This is a genomic window from Cupriavidus sp. 09_S30 (assembly GCF_056930435.1).
Genome location: NZ_JBXOWI010000002.1, coordinates 2549567 through 2571205, shown reverse-complemented (window position 1 = coordinate 2571205; position 21639 = coordinate 2549567). Strand labels below are relative to the sequence as shown.

The 21639-nt window shown below is 68.0% G+C and carries 18 protein-coding genes; 15 read left to right on the top strand and 3 right to left on the bottom strand.

Annotation, left to right across the window (positions count from 1 at the left end; translation table 11 throughout):
- Positions 1-128: 128 nt before the first annotated feature.
- Together AC1Z3O_RS31655 and AC1Z3O_RS31650 are read left to right on the top strand one after the other, a co-directional pair.
- A complete protein-coding gene (locus tag AC1Z3O_RS31655) occupies positions 129-4100 on the top strand; it encodes a DUF748 domain-containing protein (protein WP_483520768.1) in 3972 nt (1323 codons plus the stop codon).
- Positions 4101-4231: 131 nt separating this feature from the next.
- Entirely contained in the window at positions 4232-4417 is a 186-nt protein-coding gene (locus tag AC1Z3O_RS31650; protein WP_483520766.1) for a rubredoxin, read from the top strand.
- A gap of 112 nt (positions 4418-4529) precedes the next feature.
- Here the strand turns inward: AC1Z3O_RS31650 and AC1Z3O_RS31645 are convergent, their stop codons facing one another.
- Both AC1Z3O_RS31645 and AC1Z3O_RS31640 read right to left on the bottom strand, forming a co-directional pair.
- Positions 4530-4691, bottom strand: a complete 162-nt coding sequence (locus AC1Z3O_RS31645; RefSeq protein ID WP_483520764.1) for a hypothetical protein — start codon at positions 4689-4691, stop codon at positions 4530-4532.
- 65 nt (positions 4692-4756) lie between these two features.
- Positions 4757-4939: a hypothetical protein gene (locus AC1Z3O_RS31640; protein ID WP_483520762.1), complete on the bottom strand. Its 183-nt coding sequence runs from the start codon at positions 4937-4939 to the stop codon at positions 4757-4759.
- A 313-nt stretch (positions 4940-5252) separates the two neighbouring features.
- On the opposite strand from AC1Z3O_RS31640, the gene AC1Z3O_RS31635 reads away from it, so the two are divergent.
- From AC1Z3O_RS31635 to AC1Z3O_RS31575, 13 genes are all read left to right on the top strand, one after another.
- On the top strand, positions 5253-5756 hold the full coding sequence (locus tag AC1Z3O_RS31635) for a hypothetical protein (RefSeq protein WP_483520760.1): 504 nt from the start codon (positions 5253-5255) through the stop codon (positions 5754-5756).
- A gap of 257 nt (positions 5757-6013) precedes the next feature.
- Entirely contained in the window at positions 6014-7168 is a 1155-nt protein-coding gene (locus AC1Z3O_RS31630) for a c-type cytochrome (protein ID WP_483520759.1), read from the top strand.
- A 25-nt stretch (positions 7169-7193) separates the two neighbouring features.
- Entirely contained in the window at positions 7194-8945 is a 1752-nt protein-coding gene (gene ctaD, locus AC1Z3O_RS31625) for a cytochrome c oxidase subunit I (protein ID WP_483520758.1), read from the top strand.
- The gene (locus AC1Z3O_RS31620; RefSeq protein WP_483520756.1) at positions 8942-9565 is read left to right on the top strand and encodes a cytochrome c oxidase subunit 3 family protein; all 624 of its coding nucleotides are present in this window, start codon (positions 8942-8944) and stop codon (positions 9563-9565) included. Before ctaD ends, AC1Z3O_RS31620 begins: the two co-directional genes overlap by 4 nt.
- 49 nt (positions 9566-9614) lie before the next feature.
- Positions 9615-10307, top strand: a complete 693-nt coding sequence (locus AC1Z3O_RS31615; RefSeq protein ID WP_483520754.1) for a heme-copper oxidase subunit III family protein — start codon at positions 9615-9617, stop codon at positions 10305-10307.
- Between the two features lie 8 nt (positions 10308-10315).
- A complete protein-coding gene (locus AC1Z3O_RS31610) occupies positions 10316-10678 on the top strand; it encodes a cytochrome C oxidase subunit IV family protein (protein WP_483520753.1) in 363 nt (120 codons plus the stop codon).
- A 108-nt stretch (positions 10679-10786) separates the two neighbouring features.
- Complete coding sequence (locus AC1Z3O_RS31605; RefSeq protein ID WP_483520751.1) at positions 10787-12001, top strand: DUF2252 family protein; 1215 nt, start codon at positions 10787-10789, stop codon at positions 11999-12001.
- A 387-nt stretch (positions 12002-12388) separates the two neighbouring features.
- On the top strand, positions 12389-13450 hold the full coding sequence (locus AC1Z3O_RS31600; RefSeq protein ID WP_483520749.1) for a histone deacetylase family protein: 1062 nt from the start codon (positions 12389-12391) through the stop codon (positions 13448-13450).
- Between the two features lie 96 nt (positions 13451-13546).
- Complete coding sequence (locus AC1Z3O_RS31595; protein ID WP_483520747.1) at positions 13547-14926, top strand: aspartate aminotransferase family protein; 1380 nt, start codon at positions 13547-13549, stop codon at positions 14924-14926.
- Between the two features lie 34 nt (positions 14927-14960).
- Positions 14961-16589: an ABC transporter substrate-binding protein gene (locus AC1Z3O_RS31590; protein WP_483520745.1), complete on the top strand. Its 1629-nt coding sequence runs from the start codon at positions 14961-14963 to the stop codon at positions 16587-16589.
- Between the two features lie 25 nt (positions 16590-16614).
- Positions 16615-17592, top strand: coding sequence for an ABC transporter permease (locus tag AC1Z3O_RS31585; protein ID WP_483520743.1), 978 nt, complete (start codon positions 16615-16617; stop codon positions 17590-17592).
- On the top strand, positions 17589-18431 hold the full coding sequence (locus AC1Z3O_RS31580) for an ABC transporter permease (protein WP_483520741.1): 843 nt from the start codon (positions 17589-17591) through the stop codon (positions 18429-18431). The genes AC1Z3O_RS31585 and AC1Z3O_RS31580 overlap by 4 nt, the downstream gene beginning before the upstream one ends.
- Positions 18428-20164, top strand: a complete 1737-nt coding sequence (locus AC1Z3O_RS31575; RefSeq protein WP_483520739.1) for an ABC transporter ATP-binding protein — start codon at positions 18428-18430, stop codon at positions 20162-20164. The genes AC1Z3O_RS31580 and AC1Z3O_RS31575 overlap by 4 nt, the downstream gene beginning before the upstream one ends.
- Before the next feature lie 47 nt (positions 20165-20211).
- Here the strand turns inward: AC1Z3O_RS31575 and AC1Z3O_RS31570 are convergent, their stop codons facing one another.
- Positions 20212-21639, bottom strand: a complete 1428-nt coding sequence (locus AC1Z3O_RS31570) for an NAD-dependent succinate-semialdehyde dehydrogenase (protein ID WP_483520737.1) — start codon at positions 21637-21639, stop codon at positions 20212-20214.

Genomic DNA, 21639 nt, shown 5'->3' with positions numbered 1-21639 from the left:
CCTATATAAAAGACTGCAACTGCCCTTGCAATGCCTGAATGCCTTGCGATAATGTTGGAAAAAAGTGAAATCCGGGGCACAAAGCTGCGCAATCTGCAGCTAAGTGGGGTCAATTCCTCTGAGGTAACATGAGCTCAAAGTTCTCCATTCAGGCCGCCGTTGCTACGCCGCGACGGCGCCTGGCTGTCCGCGTGGCCGGCGGTATTGTGGCGGCGCTGGCCATTTTCGGACTGGCGGGATATTTCGGTGGACCGCCTCTGCTGAAGTGGCAGATCGAAAAACAGGCGAGCGCCGCACTCGGGCGCAAGGTCACGCTGGGCGGGGCGCAGGTGCGCCCCTTCTCATTAGGGGTCACGCTGCAGGACCTGGCCATCTTCGAGCCGGATGGCAAGCGGCCCATGGTGACCCTGGGCTCGGCGGAGGCCAAGGCCTCGCTCGCCTCGCTGTGGCACCTGGCGCCGGTGGTCGACGCGCTGCACGTGGATGCGCTTGCCGTGCACGTAACGCGTGCGCCGGACGGCACCATGAGCTTCGACGACATCGTGCGGCGCTTTGCCGCCAAGCCCAAGCCGGAGAACGCCAAGCCCGCGCATTTCTCGGTCAACAACATCGCGCTGACCGATTCCAGCCTGGTGTTCGACGACCAGCAGCTCAAGCAGGTCCAGCGGGTGGACAAGCTCACACTGACGCTGCCCTTCCTGTCGAACCTGCCGCATGACGTGGAGATCCTCACGCGGCCGACGCTGAGCGCGCTGATCAATGGCACGCCGCTTGCGCTCGACGGGACCATGCTGCCGTTCGCGGTTTCGCGCGAGACGCACCTGAACCTGAACCTGGACGGTCTGGACCTCGTGCGCTTGATGCCGTTCGCGCCCGCGCTCAAGGATGCCGAGGTCAAGAGCGCTCTGCTCGATACGCGGCTGACGCTGGGCTTTCGCCAGCAGCAGGACAAGCAGGACATCTTCCTGGGCGGGACCGCCGCGCTGCGGGACGCCGATATCCGCAAGCGGGACGGCGCGCCGCTGCTGAAGGCCGACCGCCTGGCTGTGGACCTCGACCGCATCGAGCTGCTGGCCCGGCGCGTGCACGTGCGCAGTGTCAGCCTGGAAGGACTGGGCGTGCAGGTGGCGCGCCGCGCCGACGGCACCGTCGACCTGGCCAGCGCCTTCCTGCCGCGCGATGCCGCCGCCGCCAAGCCGGCGGCCGTGGGCGAATCCGGCAAGGGCGCGTCGGCCGGCAAGGCTGGCCTTGCGGCCCGTGCCGCCGCGTCTGCCCCCGCCGCGGCAACTGCATCCGCGCCCGCGGCCAATGCGCACGGCAAGCCCGCGCCGGCGGCCGACGCGGCCTGGAGCTACGCGGTGGACCGCATTACGGTGAAGGACGCGCGCCTGGGCCTGCGCGATGAAGCGGCGCCTTCGGGCCCCGGCACGCTGGCCCTCGGCCCGCTCGACGCGCAGGTTGACGGCCTGGCCAGCAGCGGCGCCAAGCCCGCGCGCATCGAGGCCAAGCTCGCCATCGCCGATGGGCAGACGCTGCAGAACACGGGTGAAGTCTCGGTGCCGGCCGGCACGCTGACGGGCACGCTGCAGGCCAGCGGCATCAAGCCGCAAGGCTTCGCAGCATGGTGGCCGCAGGCGCTGAAGAGCCAGTTCGGCGATACCGCCGTCAATGCCGAGCTGCACTACAGCGTGGCCTGGGGCGGTCCTGCCCTGCAGTTCACGCTGGACAAGTCGCGCGCGGAACTCGCGCCGCTGTATGTGGCCACGACGGGGCCGGCCTTTGTGCCGCCCGCTACGGCCACGGCGACTTCGGCCAGCGACGGCACGCCCGCGGCCAGGGGCGAGCGGCGCGGCCGCTCGCGCGCGGCAAGCGCCGCCGGCCTGCCGCTGGTACGCGCTGAGAAAGTGGCGCTCGAAGGGATCGGCTTCGACCTGGCCAAGCAGACGCTGACGGCCGACGCGCTGGTGCTGTCCAAGCCCGAGATCGCCGCGACGCGCGACCATAGCGGCGAGCTGATCGATGTGGCGCGCATCTGGGCCGCCCAGTCTGCCGGCAAGAGCGCATCGGCCGCACGCCGCGGCGCCGCGCCGGCGGCAGCGAACGCGGGCGGCAACAACTGGAAGGTCACGCTCGGCAAGGTGTCGCTCGACAGCGGCGCCGCGCTACTCACGGACTATGCACCGTCCGACGCCAACCAGGGCCGCCCGGTCATTCACCAGTACCGCAATATCGCGCTCAACACGGGTGCCATCAACTGGCCGCTGACGCCCGCCGCGGTGCCGTTCAAGCTGCGCGCCGAGGTCGGCAGGCGCGGCACCGTCGCGCTGGACGGCAGCATGCTGCCGGCCACGCCGGCCGCGCAGATCGACATCGATATGCGCGATGTCGACATGGCGCCGCTGCAGCCCTATCTGGGCAGCCAGTTCAACGCCGCGCTGCGCGCCGGCGGCCTGACAGTCAAGGGCCGGGCCAACGTCTCGGCGCCGGCCGGCAAGCCGGTCGCCGTGCGCTTCGCCGGCAATGCGCTGGCCAGCAACGTGCGCTCCGTCGACCGCCTGACCGGTGACGACTTCCTGCGCTGGCGCTCGCTGGCCGTGTCGGGCATCGATTTCTCGATGGACGCAGCCAAGGGGCCGATGCAGGTCGGGGTAGGCAAGGTGGCCCTGTCCGACTTCTATGCTCGCGTGATCCTCAATGCGAACGGCCGCCTCAACCTGCAGGACGTGATGGCCGGCGGCGCGGCCAAGGGCGAGGCTGCGCCCGGCACCAGCCTGACGCAGGCCAACCCGGCCGCTGCGTCTGCGGTGGCGGCAACTCCAGCGGCCGCCTCGGAGGCGCAGGCCAAGGCTGCGCCGCCAGAGGCCGGGCCCAAGCCGCAGATCCGCATCGGTGGCATAACGGTGGAGAAGGGCAACATCAACTTCTCCGACTTCTTCGTCAAGCCCAACTACACGGCCAACCTGACCGACATGAAGGGCTCGGTGTCCAAGGTCTCCACCGGCGACCCGACGCCGGCCGACATAGTGCTGGACGGCCGCGTCGATGGCGATGCGCCCGTCAACGTCAGCGGCAAGATCAACCCGCTCGGCACCCAGCTCTACCTGGACATCGCCGCCAAGGCGAGCGGCATTGAGCTGACGCGCCTGACGCCTTACGCGGCCAAGTACGCGGGCTACCCCATTACGAAGGGCAAGCTGAGCGTCGATGTGTCGTACAAGGTTGACAACAACAAGCTCGATGCAAAGAACCACCTCTACCTGGACCAGCTGACCTTCGGCGACAAGGTCGACAGTCCCGAAGCCACCAAGCTACCGGTGCTGCTGGCCGTGTCGCTGCTCAAGGACCGCAATGGTGTGATCGATGTCAACCTGCCGGTGTCGGGTTCGCTGTCCGATCCCGAGTTCAGCATCGGCGGCGTGATCGTCCGCGTGATCGTCAACCTGCTGACCAAGGCCATCACCTCGCCGTTCTCCCTGCTGGCCTCGGCCTTTGGCGGTGCCGGCGAAGAGCTGGGCTACGTCGAGTTTCCCGCGGGCACCGCCACGCTGACGCCGGCCGCCAAGCAGAAGCTGGATACGCTGGGCAAGGCGCTCAACGACCGGCCGGCGCTGAATCTGGAAATCAGCGGGCGCATCGACCCGGACAGCGACGCGGCAGGTGCCCGCCGCGCCTGGCTGGATGAGCGCGTGGCCGAGGCGAAGGTGCGCGAGCAGCGCAAGAGCGCCCAGGCCGGAGCGCCCGTCGAGGAAAGCGAAGAGGGCGAGCAGGGTGCCAAGGTCATGGTGTCGCCGCAGGAGTACCCGAAGTATCTGGAGGCGGTCTATAAGCGGGCGTCGTTCAAGAAGCCGACCAACTTCATCGGCTTCAACAAGTCGCTGCCGACCGCCGAGATGGAACGGCTGCTGCTGGAGAACGCGCCGGTGACCGAGGCCGGCCTGCGGCAGCTGGCCGAGCAGCGCGCGCTGGTGGTCAAGCAGACGCTGGAGCGCGATGCCAAGGTGCCCGAGAACCGGCTGTTCATGACCTCGCCCAAGCTCGATGCTGAGGGGATCAAGGACAAGGGCACGCCGAACCGGGTCGACTTCGCCATCCGCCATTAGGCGTGACAGTGATCGGGCCAGGTGCCGGCCGGGATGCGTCCCGGCCGGCACCTGGCCCTCGGCGTGGGCGCTGGCGCGCCAAAACCGCGTATCATCTCGCCCGAATCGGTAAACATGGACAGGAGCGAGCATTGCAGCAAGACGCCGTTATCTACAAGACGTGGGTTTGCGTGATCTGTGGTTGGGTGTACGACGAAGAACTGGGCTTGCCGGAAGACGGCATCGCGCCCGGCACGCGCTGGGAAGACATCCCTGAAGACTGGCGCTGCCCGGAGTGTGATGTGGGCAAGTCCGATTTCGCGATGATCGAGATCTGATTCGCGACTTCCGGTCACGGGTGCGTCATATGCCGCCGCCAGCCTTGCCGCGGCGCGCACGTGCCGGGGCGTCCACGTTCAGACGCCCGCAATCCATCGCTCGCGTGCCGCATCAGTGGTGCAGCGGCGGTTGCCGGCACAAGCCAGCGCGGGCGCGGCGCTCCGCGCAGCGCCGGTAGCGCATCCGGTAGGGGTGGCTGCAGCGCCATAGTGCCGCCACCACCGTCAATACGAGCAGCGCCGCCATGCAAGCGGCGATCAGGCCAATCGACATGCGGCCTCCCTCACAACGGGCGCAGACACGCGAAGCGGCCCTTGCGGGCCGCCTCGTTCACTGGGTCAAATCAGCAGCGGCAGGGCTTCGAGCACCAGCACCGCCACGGCAGCGCCGAGGATGGCGCCGGCCGCCCGGCAACTGATGCGCAGGTACTTCGCGGTTACAGGAATCGCGCCCATTCCGATGACGCCGACCATGGCCATCGGGATCAGAAAGACAAGATCGTACAAACGCAGATGCGTCATGGCAGTCTCCTCTCTCGTTCTCTCCTGTTTCCAGTATAGATAGTGTGCCGTGTTCGGATGCGCCAACCCCATCGGGGTTGTCCCGCAGTGCCGGATTGGCTCCGCCGAGGCGAGCGCAGGCGCGCCAAGGTCCTCGCAGGTATCGCATGCGAGCCTTGCGGGCGCGGCCGGTCCGCGGCAGCCGCGCACCATGTGGCGCCTCGTGCGGGTTCCGCCGCTGTGCTGGCCCGGGCTGGCCAAATTGCGCTTGCGCGTGTCCTATGCTGAGCAGATACGCGGGATGCATCGCGTGACAGCAGAGGCGGAGGTGGCTATGGAACTTCACATGCATTCGCACCATTACGTGCGACGGATGCCGGACTGGCCGGCGGCGGCCGTGGCCGGGCTGTGCGCCGGCGCGCTGCTGATGGTGGTGGAACTGTTCTGGTCGTCGATGGTGGTCGGTGTCAATCCATGGGGTACCACGCGGATGATCGCCGCTATCGTGCTGGGGCCGGACGTCCTGCAGACATCGCTGTTCAGCGTGGTCACGGCAGCCACAGCCCTGGTCATCCACTTTGCCCTCGGCGCGGTCCTGGGCATGATCCTGGCGGCCATCATCGCGCCTTTCCAGCTCGACTCCAGCGTCGGCATGGCGCTGCTGGCCGGCGCGGTGTTCGGTGCCGTCGTCTATGTGATCAACTTCCACGTCATGACGCGTTTCTTCACCTGGTTCGTCGATGCGCGCGGCTGGCACACCGGGGTGGGCCACCTGATGTTCGGCATGGCCGCGGCGCTCTGCTACTGGTGGTTCGAGCGCGGGGAGCGGGCGGCGTAGTAGGCACCATCGGACGGGCGGCGCCGCGATGATGGCGGGCGCCGCCAGCATCACAGGGATGGCGGATGCCGCTGGCACGCGGCATCCGCCGTTTTCATCGCTCCACGGATTTCCGCCGGCATGCTGCCGCTGTTGCGGCGCCGCAGGCGCCACGTTGCGCGCCCGGCGTGACTTGCCGTGCCTTGGGCGCATGCACTAGTCTGTATTCAATGCGGCACGGCGGCCTGGTCCGCGCGGCAGGTGAGCAGGAGTCGGATATGGCGCTCGCCATTGCGCTGGTGGTCGTGGTCCTGGCCACGGTGCTCTTTCACTTCCTCAGCCCCTGGTGGGCAACGCCGCTTGCGTCCAATTGGCAGCAGATGGACGACACGCTGACGATCACGCTTGTCGTCAGCGGCGCCTTCTTCATCGTCATCAATCTTTTCGTCGGCTACGTGATCTGGCGCTATCGCCACCGCGACGGGCATCGCGCTGCCTATGAACCGGAAAACCCCAAGCTCGAGCGCTGGCTGATTGCCGGCACCTCGGTGGGCATCATCGCCCTGCTGGCGCCAGGCCTGATCGTCTACGCCAAGTACGTGAACGCGCCGCGCGACGCCATGGAAGTCGAGGTGGTCGGCCAGCAATGGCAGTGGAGCTTCCGCTTTCCCGGCAAGGGCGGCGAACTCGGGCGCGCCGATGCGCGCTTCGTCACGGCCGGCAATCCGCTCGGCGTCGATCCCGGCGATCCGCGCGGGCAAGGCAACCTGATCGTCAACGGGCCGGAACTGCACCTGCCGCTGAACCGCCCGGTCAAGCTGCTGCTGCGCTCCAAGGACGTGCTGCATGATTTCTATGTGCCGCCGTTTCGCGCCCGCATGAATCTGGTGCCAGGCATGGTGACATCGTTCTGGTTCACGCCGACGCGCGCCGGACGCTTCGACATCCTGTGCGCGCAGCTATGCGGCATCGGCCACTACAACATGCGCGGCCAGGTGGTGGTCGAAGAACCCGCGGCATTCGAGGCCTGGCTGGCCCGCCAGAGCACCTTCGCCGCCACGCAGGCACCGGCGGCGCCGGTGGCGGCGCAGGCCAGCGGCGCAGATATGCTGGTCGCGCAGGGCAAGGCGCTGGCGCTCAGCAAGGGTTGCGTGGGATGCCACAGCATCGACGGCAGTGTCGGCGTGGGGCCGAGCTGGAAGGGTTTGTACGGCAGCGTGCAGACCTTTTCGGATGGCAGCAGCGCGCGTGTCGACGATGCCTTCCTGCGCGAGGAGATCCTGACGCCGCAGGCGCGGATAGTGAAGGGATTCGGCCCGGTGATGCCGACCATCCCGTTGAGCGAGGACGAGCTCAAGGCGCTGATGGCCTACATCCGCGCCAATGGCAGCACCGCTGCGGCGCCGGCGCAAGCGGGCGCCCCGGCCCGGTGACGGCGCCGTCAAGAAGGAGGACGACATGGCTTACGCGCACGATGCGGGCGGACACGGCAGCTTCTGGACGCGCTATGTCTGGAGCCAGGACCATAAGGTCATTGCGGTCCAATACACACTCACGGCGATCACCGTGGGCGTGGTCGGCGTAGTGCTGTCCAACCTCATGCGCTTGCAGCTCGGCTTTCCCGGCCACTTCCAGTTCATCGATGCCAACCGCTACTACCAGTTCGTCACCATGCACGGCATGATCATGGTGATCTACCTGCTGACCGCGCTCTTCCTCGGCGGTTTCGGCAACTATCTGATCCCGCTGATGGTCGGCGCGCGCGACATGGTCTTTCCCTTCCTCAACATGTTGAGCTACTGGGTCTACCTGGTGTCGGTGCTGGTGCTGCTGGCGAGCTTCTTCGCGCCGGGCGGGCCCACCGGCGCGGGCTGGACGCTGTACCCACCGCAGGCCATCCTGCCCGGTACGCCAGGTCATGACTGGGGCATCATCCTGATGCTGGTGTCGCTGCTGATCTTTATCGCGGCAGCCACCATGGGCGGCCTGAATTACGTGACCACGGTGCTGCAGGCGCGCACCGAGGGCATGACCATGATGCGCATGCCGCTGGCCGTGTGGGGTATCTTCACCGCCACCATCCTGGCGCTGATCGCATTCCCGGCGCTATTCGTTTCCGCCGTCATGATGCTGCTCGACAAGACCCTGGGCTCCAGCTTCTTCATGCCGGCCATCGTCTCGCTGGGGCAGCAGCTGCCGTACAAGGACGGCAGCCCGCTGCTGTTCCAGCACCTGTTCTGGTTCTTCGGCCACCCTGAGGTGTACATCGTGGCGCTGCCGGCCTTCGGCATCGTCTCGGATCTGATCAGCGTGCACGCGCGCAAGAGCATTTTCGGCTACCGCACCATGGTGTGGGCCATCCTGGCGATAGGCGTCCTGTCGGTGACGGTCTGGGCCCACCACATGTTCGTCAGTGGCATGAACCCGTACTTCGCCTTCTTCTTCGCCACCACCACGCTGGTCATCGCCGTGCCCACGGCGATCAAGGTCTATAACTGGGTGATCACGCTCTGGCGCGGCGACATCCACCTGAGCGTGCCGATGCTGTTCGCCATCGGCTTCATCAGCACCTTCGTCATCGGCGGCCTGACCGGTCTCTTCCTCGGCAACGTCAGCGTGGATATCCCCCTGTCCAACACCTACTTTGTGGTGGCCCATTTCCACATGGTGATGGGCGTGTCCCCGATCCTGGTGGTATTTGGCGGTCTCTACCACTGGTACCCCAAGGTCACGGGGCGGATGCTGAACGATACGCTCGGGCGGCTGCACTTCTGGATCACCTTCGCCGGCACCTACGCCATCTTCTTCCCGATGCACTACCTGGGCATCCTCGGCATGCCGCGGCGCTACTACGCCTATGAAAACTACAGCTTCATCCCGCAGTCGGCGCATTCGCTGAACACCGCGATTTCCGTCGCTGCCTTCGCGGTGGCGGCGGCGCAGCTGATCTTCCTCTTCAACCTCGCCTGGAGCCTGCGCCACGGCAAGCCGGCCGGCGCCAACCCGTGGCGCGCCGCATCGCTGGAATGGCAGACGCCGCAGACGCCGCCGGTGCACGGCAACTGGGGCGAACAGCTGCCCCAGGTCTATCGCTGGGCCTATGCCTACAGCGTGCCGGGTGCGCAAGAGGACTTCATTGCGCAGAATGCACCGCCCGAGGCGGGCGGCCTCGAGCCGCAGGCGCAGGAAAGCCGAGGGGCGCTGGCATGAACCAGACAGGCTTCTTGCGACTGGAGCGCGGCGAATCCCGCGCGCGCGGGTGGCCGGGCACGGCCGCGCCGGCGGCCATCGGGCTCGGGGTGTTCATGGGCGTGGCCGGCGTGCTGTTCCTGCTGTTTCTTGCCGCCTACGCCATGCGCATGAATGCGCCCGACTGGGGCGCGGTCCGGCTGCCGTGGCAGGTCTGGCAGTCTACGGCGCTGCTAGCGGGAGGCAGCCTCGCCATGGGAATCGCGGTGCGTGCAGCGCGGGCCGGGCAGCCGCTGCGCGCGTGGTCGGCATGGTGGATCGGCGGTCTCGCCGCGGCTGCGTTCATCGCTTCTCAGCTGTGGGGCTGGCAGGTGCTGCAGGCCCGGCAGGTGGGCGCGGCGGGCAATCCTGCCGGCAGCTTCTTCTACCTGCTGACCGCCATGCACGGCCTGCACGTGCTGGGGGGGCTGGCTGCCTGGGTCCTGGTGACCGTGCGCGGCACGCGTGGCGCGGGCGCGGCCTTGCGGCTGGCTCTGTGCGCGCGCTACTGGCACTTCCTGCTGGCAGTCTGGGTGGTGCTGCTGGTGGCCCTGCGCTGGCTGACGCCTGAGGTGGTGCGCTTCGTCTGCGGTGGCGCCTAGGCCAGGCCGCCAGGGGAAGACGATCGAAACGAGGGAAGGGGAAGGCGCCATGTCCATGCAAGCGAGTACACCCGCCCAGGCAACGTACATTCCGAGCGGATGGCGCGGACTGGTCGCCGACTGGCGCTCGGACCAGCACGCATTCAAGGTGTCCTGGGGCAAGGCCATGATGTGGATCTTCCTGGTCTCGGACACCTTCATCTTCGGCTGCTTCCTGACGGGCTACATGACCGTGCGGATGGCTACCACGGTTGCCTGGCCCAACACGGGCCATGCCTTCGCGCTGCATATCGGCGGGGCCGAGCAGCCACTGCTGCTGATCGCCATCATGACGTTCACGCTGATCACCAGCAGCGGCACCATGGCGATGGCGGTGAACTTCGCCTACCGGCGCGAGCGCAGGCCTTGCGCGGCGCTGATGCTGGCCACCGCGCTGTTCGGCCTGGCTTTCCTGTGCATGCAGGCCTTCGAGTGGACCAACCTGATCTTCAAGGAAGGCGTGCGTCCCTGGGGCAATGAGATGGGGGCTGCGCAGTTCGGCGCCAGCTTCTTCATGATCACCGGCTTCCACGGCCTGCATGTGACCTGCGGCGTCATCTACCTGCTGACCATCGCCAGCCGCGTGCTGCGCGGCCGCTACGAGCGCAGCGGCAATTACCAGATCGTCGAGATCGCCGGCCTGTACTGGCACTTCGTCGACCTGGTCTGGGTGTTCATCTTCGCACTGTTCTATCTCTGGTGAGGCGCACCATGGCGCAGACTTCCACACCGCCGTCCGTTCCGCCGTCCGTTCCGCAGCCGGCGCACCACGAGGGGCAGCAGCATTCCATCGCGATCTACCTCAAGGTCTGGGCGCTGCTGTTCGTTCTTTCCACGATGTCATACCTGGTGGACGTCTTCCACTTCACCGGCCTGCTGCGCTGGACGCTGATCGTCCTGTTCATGGTGCTCAAGGCCGGCCTGATCGTCGCCGTCTTCATGCACATGGCCTGGGAGCGGCTGGCACTGGTCTGCGCCATCCTGCTGCCGCCGATGGCACTGCTGCTGCTGGTTGGGCTGATGGCGACCGAGGCAGATTACACTTTCATCGTGCGCGGCCTGTTCCTCCATTGATCGGTTTCCTGCGGGGCGGTCGGCGCGCGCGGCCGGCAGCGCCACTGCCGGGACGGCGCCGCGCCGACTGGCGGCAAGCGCGCCATCCGCCAAGGAGCCCTATCCGCCATGCATCCCGCCACCGAGGCCATCCTCGCCTTCAACCATGGCCGCGATCCCGAGCGCTTTACCCGCAAGCTCGATGCGATGGCCCGCGAGCCCTTTTCCTTCTTTCGCGGCACCAACCACCTTTACGCGGCCTCGGTCCAGCGCGAGCCAGCGTTGCTGGAGGCGCCGCACACCTACGTCTGCGGCGATCTTCACCTGGAGAACTTCGGCAGCTTCAAGGGAGACAACGGCCTGGTCTATTTCGACCTGAACGACTTCGACGACGCCTTGCTGGCGCCATTGACGGTCGATGTGGTGCGCATGCTCTCCAGCCTGATGATGGCCGCTTCACAGCTCGGCCTGTCCGCAGAGGATGCGCGCCGTGCGAGCGAGAAGATGCTGACGAGCTATGCCGCGGTGCTGGCCCAGGGCAAGCCGCGCTGGCTGGAGCGGGCCACCGCCGAGGGCATGGTGGCGGAGCTGCTGAGCAGGGCCAAGCGCAGGCGGCGCGGCCAGCTCCTGGCGCAGCGTACCGAGATCCGCAAGGAACGCCGCCGCCTGCGCGTCGACGGGCGCCATGCGCTGCCCGCCGACAAGGCGCAGCGCAAGCGTGCGGCCACCATCCTGCATGCGTATTCGCAACTGCCGCACGGCCATAGGCTGGTGGCCGACGACGCCGCCCGCCGTATTGCCGGTACGGGCAGCCTGGGCCTGGAGCGCTACGTGGTGCTGGCCCACGAGGAAGGCATGGCGCCGGTGGCGCAGCGGCTGATCGACGTCAAGCTCGCGGCCCCGAGCGCCTGGCGCGGCATGCGCATCCGCCAGCAGCCGCGCTGGCAGAGCGACGCGGCGCGCGTGGTGCAGGTGCAGCAGGTCATGCAGGCGGCGTCGCCCGCGCTGCTGGCGGCAGTGCAGATGGACGGCGTGTCCTACGTCGTCAAGAGCCTGCAGCCCACGGCAGACCGTGTCGACCTGGGGCGCCCGAACAGCGTCGAGGACCTGCGGCTGGTGCTCGAAACCATGGCGCATGCGGCCGCCTGGGCGCACTTGCGCAGTTGCCGCCACCAGGCGGCCGACTCCATCGAGCAGTTGCAGGAGTTCGCTGCCGGCAGCCACTGGCGCGCACCGGTGCTCAGGCTCGCGCGCCATGCTTGTGAGGTGTCGCTGTCGCAATGGCGGGACTTCGCCGACGACTACCGCCGGGCGCGCCGGAGCAGCGCCGGCGCGCGCCGCTGACGCCGGCGGCCGGCGCCGCGCGGAGCAGCATAAGCATGGGCGCAATGCTTCGTTCCCTTGCGCCGCGCGGCCGCCTATCCTGAGGCCTTCCCCGAGGTCCTTTGTCACCCCTCATCTCTTCACGTTAATTCCCGCCTGCGCCGCGCGGATGCGCGCGGCCCGCGCCTGCGCGCCCGCCGCCTCGCGTTGCCGGTGCGCTGCGGCGCGCGATGACGCTCCGCATCCTGCCCTGGCACAGCATGCGGCGCCACCGCTCTGCGCTGGACCGGCACGGTGTATTGCGAGTAGTTCCACAAAATAGAACTGTTGTTTCCGGAATTGGAACGTTCCTATACTCCATCGCAAGTTGCGCCGAGGTCGCCAGGTCGACACAGGAGAACCGATACCGTGAAGCTGATCTACGCCGAATCCCATCGCCTGCATGCACCGGAAGAGATCGTCGTGCGCGGCACGATTGCGCGGAACCTGGAGGTGCCGGCGCGGCTGGATGCGCTGGCCGGCGCGCTTGCCGATCCCCTGCGCGCCGACGGTCACGTCCTGGCGGCCCCGCGTGACTGGGGCATGGAATGGATTGCCGCGGTGCACGATGCCGGCTACCTGGACTTCCTGGCGGACGCCTACACGCGTTGGCAGGCTGTGCCCAACGCCAGTCGTGTGATCCACGCGCATGCCTTCGCTCACCATGCCGCGCGGCGCAAGCCGGCCAGCATCCAGGGCCAGGTCGGCTACTACCTGTCGGGCGGCTCCTGCCCGATCGACGCCGGCACCTGGCAGGCCGCGATGGGCTCCGCGCACTGTGCGCTGGAGGCTGCCGACCTGCTGCTGCAAGGCGAGCGCGAGGCCTATGCGCTGTGCCGCCCGCCCGGCCACCATGCCTACGCCGACTTCGCCGGCGGCTTCTGCTACCTGAACAACTCGGCGATCGCCGCCAACTACCTTGCCCGCAAGCTGGGTCGCGTGGCGATCATCGACATTGACGCCCACCACGGCAACGGCACGCAATCGATCTTCTATCGCCGCGGCGATGTGCATTTCGTCTCCGTGCATGGGGATCCGGACGTGTTCTTCCCTTTCTACGCCGGCTATGCGGACGAGCGCGGCGAAGGCGAGGGGGCGGGCCACAACCTGAACCTGCCGCTGGCGGCCGGCACCGAAGATGCCGGCTTTCTGCAAGCGGTCGGCGCCGGTATGCGCTCGGTGCTCGACTACGCGCCGTCGGCGCTGCTGGTCTCGCTCGGCTTCGATGCCTACAAGGGCGATCCCTCCTCGGGGCTGGCGGTGAGCACCGAGGGATTCCGCGCCGCCGGCGCGCAGATCGGATGCTATGCGGGGCCGGTGGTGCTGGTGCAGGAGGGCGGTTACGTCGTCGAACGGCTTGCCGACAATCTCCGTGCGTTCCTGGACGGCTTCCAGCGCAGCCGCCAGGTGGCTGGCGCGGCTGCCGCCTGAGGCATCGCCCCACATCGCTGCATGTCGCTACATGTCGCTGCACTTTGCGCTGGCAAGGCGAGCGCACCAACAGACAATCCAGACAGGAGACAGCCGATGGAACTCCAGAATCCGAGCCACCAGCAGGACGTGGCCCACGTCGTTCACCCCTACACCAACCTGGATGCGCACCGCAACCGCGGCCCTACCGTGATCACGCGCGGCGAAGGCTGCTATGTCTATGACGATGCCGGGCGCCGCTATCTCGAGGGGATGGCGGGGTTGTGGTGCGCCGCGCTGGGCTTCTCCGAGCAGCGGCTGGTGGATGCCGCCACGCGCCAACTGCAGACGCTGCCCTACTACCACTTGTTCAACCACCGTTCGCATCCGCCGGGCATCGCGCTGGCGCAGCGGCTGGCGTCGATCGCGCCGGCGGGACTGAACCACGTGCTGTTCGCCAACTCCGGATCGGAGGCGAACGATGCTGCGGTCAAGCTGGTCTGGTACTACAACAATGCCCTGGGCCGTCCCAACAAGAAAAAGATCATCTCGCGCTGGTATGGCTACCACGGCGTGACCGTCGCCGCGGGCAGCCTGACCGGCCTGCCGCCCGTGCATGCCGATTTCGACCTGCCGATCGCGCGCGTGCTGCACACCGACTGCCCGAGCCACTATCACTTCGGCCAGCCCGGCGAGACAGCGGCCGACTTCGGCGCCCGGCTGGCCGACAAGCTGGAACAGCTGATCCTGGCCGAGGGCCCCGACACCGTGGCCGCCTTCATCGCCGAGCCGGTCAATGGCTCGGGCGGCGTCATCGTGCCGCCGCCGGGATACTTCGAGCGCGTGCAGGCCATCCTGAAGAAGTACGACATCCTCTTCATCGTCGACGAGGTCATCTGCGGCTTCGGCCGCACCGGAAATATGTTCGGCAGCGAGACCTATGGCCTCAAGCCCGACATGATGACCGTGGCCAAGGGCCTGTCTGCCGCCTACCAGCCGATCTCCGGCCTGCTGCTGACCGATGCCATCCAGGCCGCGCTGGAGGCGGAAAGCCGCAAGCAGGGCGCCTTTGCCCACGGCGTGACCTACGCCGCCCACCCCGTCTGCGCGGCGGTCGCGCTGGAGACCCTGCAGCTGTATGAAGAGCGCCGCGTGGTCGAGCACGTGCGTGAAGTGTCGCCTTACTTCCTCGGCCGGCTGCAGGCACTGGCCAGCCATCCGCTGGTGGGAGAGGCGCGCGGGGTCGGCCTGCTGGGCGCGGTGGAGCTGGTCAGCGACAAGGCTGGCAAGAAGCCGTTCCCCGCCGCCAGCGGCTTTGGCGCCTGGATCCAGAACCGGGCCATGGAGCACGGCGTGATCGTGCGCGCGATCCGCGACTGCATTGCGCTGTGCCCGCCACTGATCATCAGCACCGCGCAGATCGACGAGCTCGTCGACGGCCTCGCGCGCGCACTCGACGACGGGCTGGCCCACGCGCGCAGCCAGGGCCTGCTCTGACGCCGCCTCACAGATGCGATCCACCGGAGCCCGCATGCAACGCCACCGCCGAGTCCTTCTTCAGCTAGCCGGCGCGAGCGCCGTCTGCCTGTCCGCCATCGGTCTTGCCCTGCCGGCGCACGCACAGACCGCGGCGCCGGCCGCCGCCAGCGCGCCGCGCGCCGGCGGCACGCTGAACCTGATCGTGCAGCCCGAGCCGCCTTCGATCAACCTCGGGGTGGCCAAGCTCGGGCCATCCTCCTTCGTCGGCAGCAAGATCTACGAGGGGCTGGTGACGCTGTCGCCCACGCTGCAGCCGGTGCCGAGACTGGCCGAGTCGTGGACCATCTCGCCGGATGGGCGCACCTACACCTTTAAGCTGCGCCAGGGCGTGAAGTGGCACGACGGCAAGCCCTTCACCGCCGACGACGTGCTGTTCAGCTTCAAGCAGTACCTGCCCGCGGTGTTTCCGCGCACGCGCATGGTGATGGAGCAGGCGGAGTCCATCACCGCGCCGGATCCGTACACGGTGGTGTTCCGGCTCAAGCAGCCGTTCCCGGCCTTCATGCTGATCTTCGAGGCCACCGGCGGCACCATCATGCCCAGCCATCTGTACCAGGGCGTGAGCGATTACCGGAACGCGCCGGCCAACAACAACGTGGTCGGGACGGGGCCGTTCCGCCTAAAGGAGTGGCGCAAGGGCGCGTTCATCCACCTGGTGAAGAATCCCGACTACTGGGACAAGGGCAAGCCGTATCTCGACAATCTCTTCTTCCACGTGGTGCCCGACGCCAACGGCCGCGCCATTGCCTTCGAGAGCGGCAAGGTGGATGTGCTGCGCGCCGGCGACGTCGAGAACTTCGAGATCCAGCGCCTCGCCGCGCTGCCCGGCGTGGCCGCTACCGACAAGGGCTGGGAGTTCCTCGACCCGATCGGCTACCTGCACTTGAACCTGCGCAAGAAGCCGATGGACGACAAGCGTTTCCGCAAGGCGGTGGCCTATGCGCTGGACCGCGACTTCATCATCAAGACGCTGTTCGCGGGCTACGGCAAGCCCGTCAACGGCCCCTTCACCAGCCGGCAGGCTTTCCGCGACGCGGCCGTCGAGACCCGCTATGGCTTCGATCCCAAGAAGGCCACCGCGCTGCTCGACGAGATGGGCCTGAAGCCCGGCGCCGGCGGCGTGCGCGCCGAGCTGCGCCTGCTGCCACTGCCCTACGGCGAGACCTGGCAGCGCCTGGCCGAGTACACGCGGGAGCGTCTTGCCGCGGTGGGCATCAAGACCACCATCGTCGCCACCGACGTGCCCGGTTGGTTCCAGCGGCTGTCGTCCGGTGATTTCGACCTGGCCTTCAACTTCGTCTACCTGCTGGGCGACCCGGCCATCGGCGTCAACCAGACCTATCTGTCGACCAACCAGCTCGGCCGTGGCACCGCTGCCAATGTGGGCGGCTACGTCAATCCGGAGGTGGACAAGCTGCTGCTGCAGGCAGCCTACAGCCCGGACCGGGCCACGCGCACGCGCGACTACGACGCCGTGCAGAAGACGCTGTCCGACGACGTGCCCATCGTGTGGACCCACGAGATGGTGATGCCGACGCTGTTCCGCACGCGGGTGCACCAGCTCGTCACCAGCGGGCTGGGCACCAACGAGAATTTCGCCGACGTGTGGATCGGCCGCTAGCCGCCGGCCGGGCAGGAGCTTAGCCATGGAGCGTATCCGATTCCTCGCCGGCCGCCTGGCCAAGGCGGCGCTGGTCGTCTGCGCGGTGATCGCCATCAACTTCCTGCTGATCCGCGCCGCACCCGGCGATCCGGCCACCATCCTGGCCGGCGAGGCCGGCGCCGTGGATGCCGGCTTCGTCGAGCGTGTGCGCCACGAGTACGGCCTGGATCGCCCCCTGCCGGTACAGCTGGCGCGCTACGCCCGGCAGCTCGCATCCTTCGATTTCGGGGAGTCCTACCGCGAGATGCGGCCGGTGCGCGAGATCATTCTGGAGCGCCTGCCCGCCACGCTGCTGCTGACCTTGTCGGCGTTCGTGTTCGCCATCCTGGCCGGCGTCGCGCTCGGCATGGCGGCGGCCCGGCGCGCGGGCACCTGGGTCGACGCCTTGATCACGGTGGCGTCGCTGGTGTGCTTCGCCATGCCGCTGTTCTGGATCGGCCTGCTCGGCATCGTGCTGTTCTCGGTCAAGCTGGGCTGGCTGCCCGCCTACGGCATGAGCACGGTCGGGGCGGACTATGCGGGCTGGCGCGCGGCACTTGATGTCGCGCAGCATATGCTGCTGCCGGCGGCCACGCTCGGCCTGTTCTACGTGGCGGTCTACACGCGCGTGACACGCGCCGCCGCCATCGAGATGATGGACCAGGATTTCGTCAAGACCGCCCGGGCCAAGGGCGTGCCCGAGCGGCAGGTATGGCGCCACCACGTGCTGCGCAACGCCATCCTGCCGGTGATTACCTTCGCCTCGCTGCAGGCGGGCCACCTGATCGGCGGCTCAGTGCTGATCGAGACGGTCTTCGCCTGGCCCGGCATCGGCCGGCTGGCGTTCGACGCGCTGTTCCAGCGCGACTACAACCTGATGCTGGCGATCTTCTTCGTCAGCTCGGTGATCGTGGTGCTGATCAACCTGGTGGCGGACCTGCTGTACGGCATCGCCGATCCCCGCATCGAGGTGCGCACATGAGAGCCTTCGCGAGGCGCTTCGCCAGCCAGCCGGCGGGCATGGCCGGCCTGCTGATGCTGGTCGCGGTGGTGCTGCTGGCGCTAGGCGCACCCTGGTTCTACCCCGGCGATCCCTGGGCCATGGTGGCGCAGCCCAACCTGCCGCCGCTGTCGCCCGGCTACTGGCTCGGCACCGACATGCTGGGGCGCGACGTGGCGGCCGGCATCGCGCACGGCGCGCGCGTGTCATTGCTGATCGGCCTGGTGGCGACCCTGATGGCGGTGCTGGTCGGCACCGTGCTGGGCGCGTTCGCCGGCTACCACGGCGGCCGTGTGGACGATGTGCTGATGCGCCTTACCGAGATCTTCCAGACCATCCCCAGCTTCCTGCTGGCCATGCTGCTGGTGGCCATCTTCGCACCCTCGCTGGCCTCGCTGGTGTTGGCCATCGCGCTGGTGTCGTGGCCATCGGTGGTGCGTCTGGTGCGGGCCGAGTTCCTGTCCCTGCGCGAGCGGGACTTCGTCAAGGCGGCGGTGGTCGGTGGCCAGTCGGCCGCGCGCATCGTCTTCATGCAGATCCTGCCGAACGCGGCTTCGCCCATCGTGGTATCGGCCTCGCTGATGGTGGCCACCGCCATCCTGCTGGAATCGGCCATCAGTTTCCTCGGCCTGGGCGACCGCAACCTGGTGTCGTGGGGCTTCATGCTGGGTGCGGGGCGCAGCATGATCCGGCAAAACTGGTGGCTGTCGGCGATTCCGGGCTTCGCCATTTTCTTCACAGTGCTCGCCCTCAACTTTGTCGGCGATGCGCTGAACCATGCGCTGAACCCGCGCAACCGGCCGGCTGGAGGCGCGGCATGAACGCACTGCTGGAAATCCGCGACCTGAGTGTCGCGCTACCGCCCGGCGCGGACCGGCCTTTTGCCGTCGAGGGTGTTTCGCTGCGCGTGGAGCGCGGCCGCACGCTGTGCGTGGTCGGCGAGTCCGGCTCGGGGAAGTCCGTGACGGCCAATGCCGTGATGCGGCTGTTGCCGCCCGGCCGGTTGACGGTGAAGAGCGGCGAAATCCTGCTCGAAGGCGAGGACCTGCTGGCCTGTGCGTCGGCACGCATGCGCACCTTGCGCGGGAAGCGCGTCGCCATGATCTTCCAGGAGCCGATGACCGCCCTCAATCCCGTGCTGAGCGTCGGCGAGCAGATCGACGAGGTGTTGCGCGTGCACGGCTGGGGTACCGCGGCCACGCGCGCGGAGCGCGTGCTCAAACTGCTGTCCGACACCGGCCTGCCGGATCCGCCCGCGATGCGCCACGCTTATCCCTTCCAGCTGTCGGGCGGCCAGCGTCAGCGGGTGATGATCGCCATGGCGATGGCGCTCGAGCCGCAACTGCTGATCGCCGACGAGCCGACCACCGCGCTCGATGTCACCACGCAGGCGCAGATCCTCGCACTGATTCGCAAGCTGCAGCAGCGGCACGGTATCGGCGTGCTCTTCATCACGCACGATTTCGGCGTGGTCGCGGACATTGCAGATAGCGTGGCCGTGATGCAGCATGGCCGCTTGGTGGAGGCGGGCAGCGCGCACGAGGTACTGGCGTCGCCGCGCCACGCTTACACGCGGCAGCTTCTGGACGCGGTACCGCGGCTTGCGGCCGGCACCCGGCAGGCGCCGCCGCGGCCGCCGCTGTTGGAGATCGAGGGCCTGTGCAAGCGCTACGCCGGCCGCCGCCAGGGCTGGTTCGGCCGGCGCCGCGAGGTGCTGGCGCTGGACGGCGTCAGCCTCAACGTGGGCGAAGGCGAGACCGTGGGCATCCTGGGCGAATCGGGATCAGGCAAGACCACGCTAGGCCAGTGCGTGGTGCGCCTGCTGGCCCCGGACGCAGGCACGCTGGCGTTCTGCGGCCAGCCTTACCAGCACCTCGGCGAGCGCGCTCTGCGCGCGCTGCGCCCGCAGATCCAGATGGTGTTCCAGGATCCCTTCGCCTCGCTCAATCCACGCCATCGGGTCGGCCGCATCATTACCGAGAACGCCATCCTGCAAGGCGTGGGCCGTGAGGAAGCGGAGCGCCGCATGCATGAGATGCTGGCCCTGGTGGGCCTCGATGCCTCGGCCGCGCGGCGTTTCCCGCACGAGTTCAGCGGCGGGCAGCGCCAGCGCATCGGCATTGCGCGGGCGCTGGTACTGCAGCCGCGCCTGATCGTCGCGGACGAGCCCGTCTCGGCTTTGGACGTCTCGGTGCAGCAGCAGGTACTGGCGCTGCTGAAGTCGATCCGGGCCCGGCTGGGCCTGTCAATCCTATTCATCACGCACGACTTGCGCGTGGCGAGCCAGATCTGCGACCGCATCGCGGTCATGCACAAGGGGCGCATCGTGGAGCAGGGGACCGTTGCACAGATCTACGGTGCGCCGGGCCACCCGTACACGCGCAGCCTGCTGGCGGCGATGCCGGGGCGGGAATGGGAGATGCGGAGGGAGGGAGAAGGCGGGGTAGGGGACGCGCCTGCCAGCGCCCTGGATGGTGCCGGAGCGGATTCGCTCCGGCCCGCCACGCCGATGACCGGCACAGGGGCGGGCCTGCCGTTGGGCCAGGGCGCCTGAGGCCCGCCGCCGGCGGCGGCCGTCTCAGGCGCCGATGTGGCCTCGGGTCAGACCTGGGTGATGAACTTGGTCACCAGGTAGCCATCGAAGGTTTCCTGGCCGCCCTCGCTGCCGATGCCGGAGTCCTTGATGCCGCCGAAGGGCGTTTCGGCCAGTGCCATGCCGAAATGGTTGATGTTGACCATGCCGGCCTCCAGCCCGTTGGATACCTGCGTCGCGGTCTTCAGCGAGTTGGTGAAGACGTAGGACGCCAGGCCGTAGGGCAGGCTGTTGGCACGGCGCAGCACCTCCTCGGTGTCCTTGAAGCGCGTGACCGGGGCCACCGGGCCGAACGGCTCGTCCACCATCAGCTTGGCATCGTCGGGGAGGTCGGTGACGACGGTGGGCGCGAAGAAGTAGCCCTTGTCGCTCAGCCGTGCGCCGCCTGCGACGATCTTGCCGCCGCGCTGGCTGGCGTCGTCCAGGAACTGCTCCATCGACAGCAGGCGGCGCTCATGCGCCAGCGGGCCCATCTCGGTGCCGGCTTCCAGGCCGTTGCCGACCTTGATCGAGCCGATCACTTCGGTGAAGCGCGCGAGGAACTTGTCGTAGGCCTTCTCCTGGACGTAGAAGCGGGTCGGCGACACGCAGACCTGGCCGGCGTTGCGCAGCTTGAAGCGGGCCAGCATCTCGGCGGCCGGCTCGATGTCGGCGTCATCGAACACCAGCACCGGCGAGTGGCCGCCCAGCTCCATGGTGACGCGCTTCATGTGCGCGCCGGCCAGCGCGGCAAGCTGCTTGCCCACCGGCACCGAACCGGTGAAGGAGATCTTGCGCACGATGGGCGATTCGATCAGGTAGGTGGAGACCTCGCTCGGCACGCCCCAGACGATGTTCAGCACACCCGGGGGCAGGCCTGCGTCCTGGAACAGCTGAGCCAGCGCCACCACTGCGCTGGGCGAGTCTTCCGGTCCCTTCAGGATCAGCGTGCAGCCCGCGCCGACGGCGGCCACGATCTTGCGGATGGCCTGGTTGAACGGGAAATTCCACGGCGTGAAGGCGGCGCACACGCCGATCGGCTCGCGCACGACGATCTGGCGCACATTGGGCTGGCGCGGCGGGATGACCCGGCCGTAGATGCGGCGGCATTCCTCGGCGTGCCAGTCGGCGTGCTCGGCGCAGACCATCACCTCGCCGACGGCTTCGGCCAGGGGCTTGCCCTGGTCCAGCGTGATATTGCGGCCGATCTCCTTGGCGCGCTCGCGCGCCAGCTCGCCGACCCGGCGCAGGATCTTGGCGCGCTCCAGCGGCGAGGTCTTCTTCCAGCTCTCGAAGGCGCGCTGCGCCGCGGCCAGGGCGCGGTCCAGGTCGGCCTTGGTGGCGTGGGGCAGCTTGCCCAGCACTTCCTGCGTGGCGGGATTGATGACGTCCTGCTCGCGCCGGTCCCCTCCCTTGACGAATTCACCATCAATGTAAAGGGCAAGATCCTGGTACAT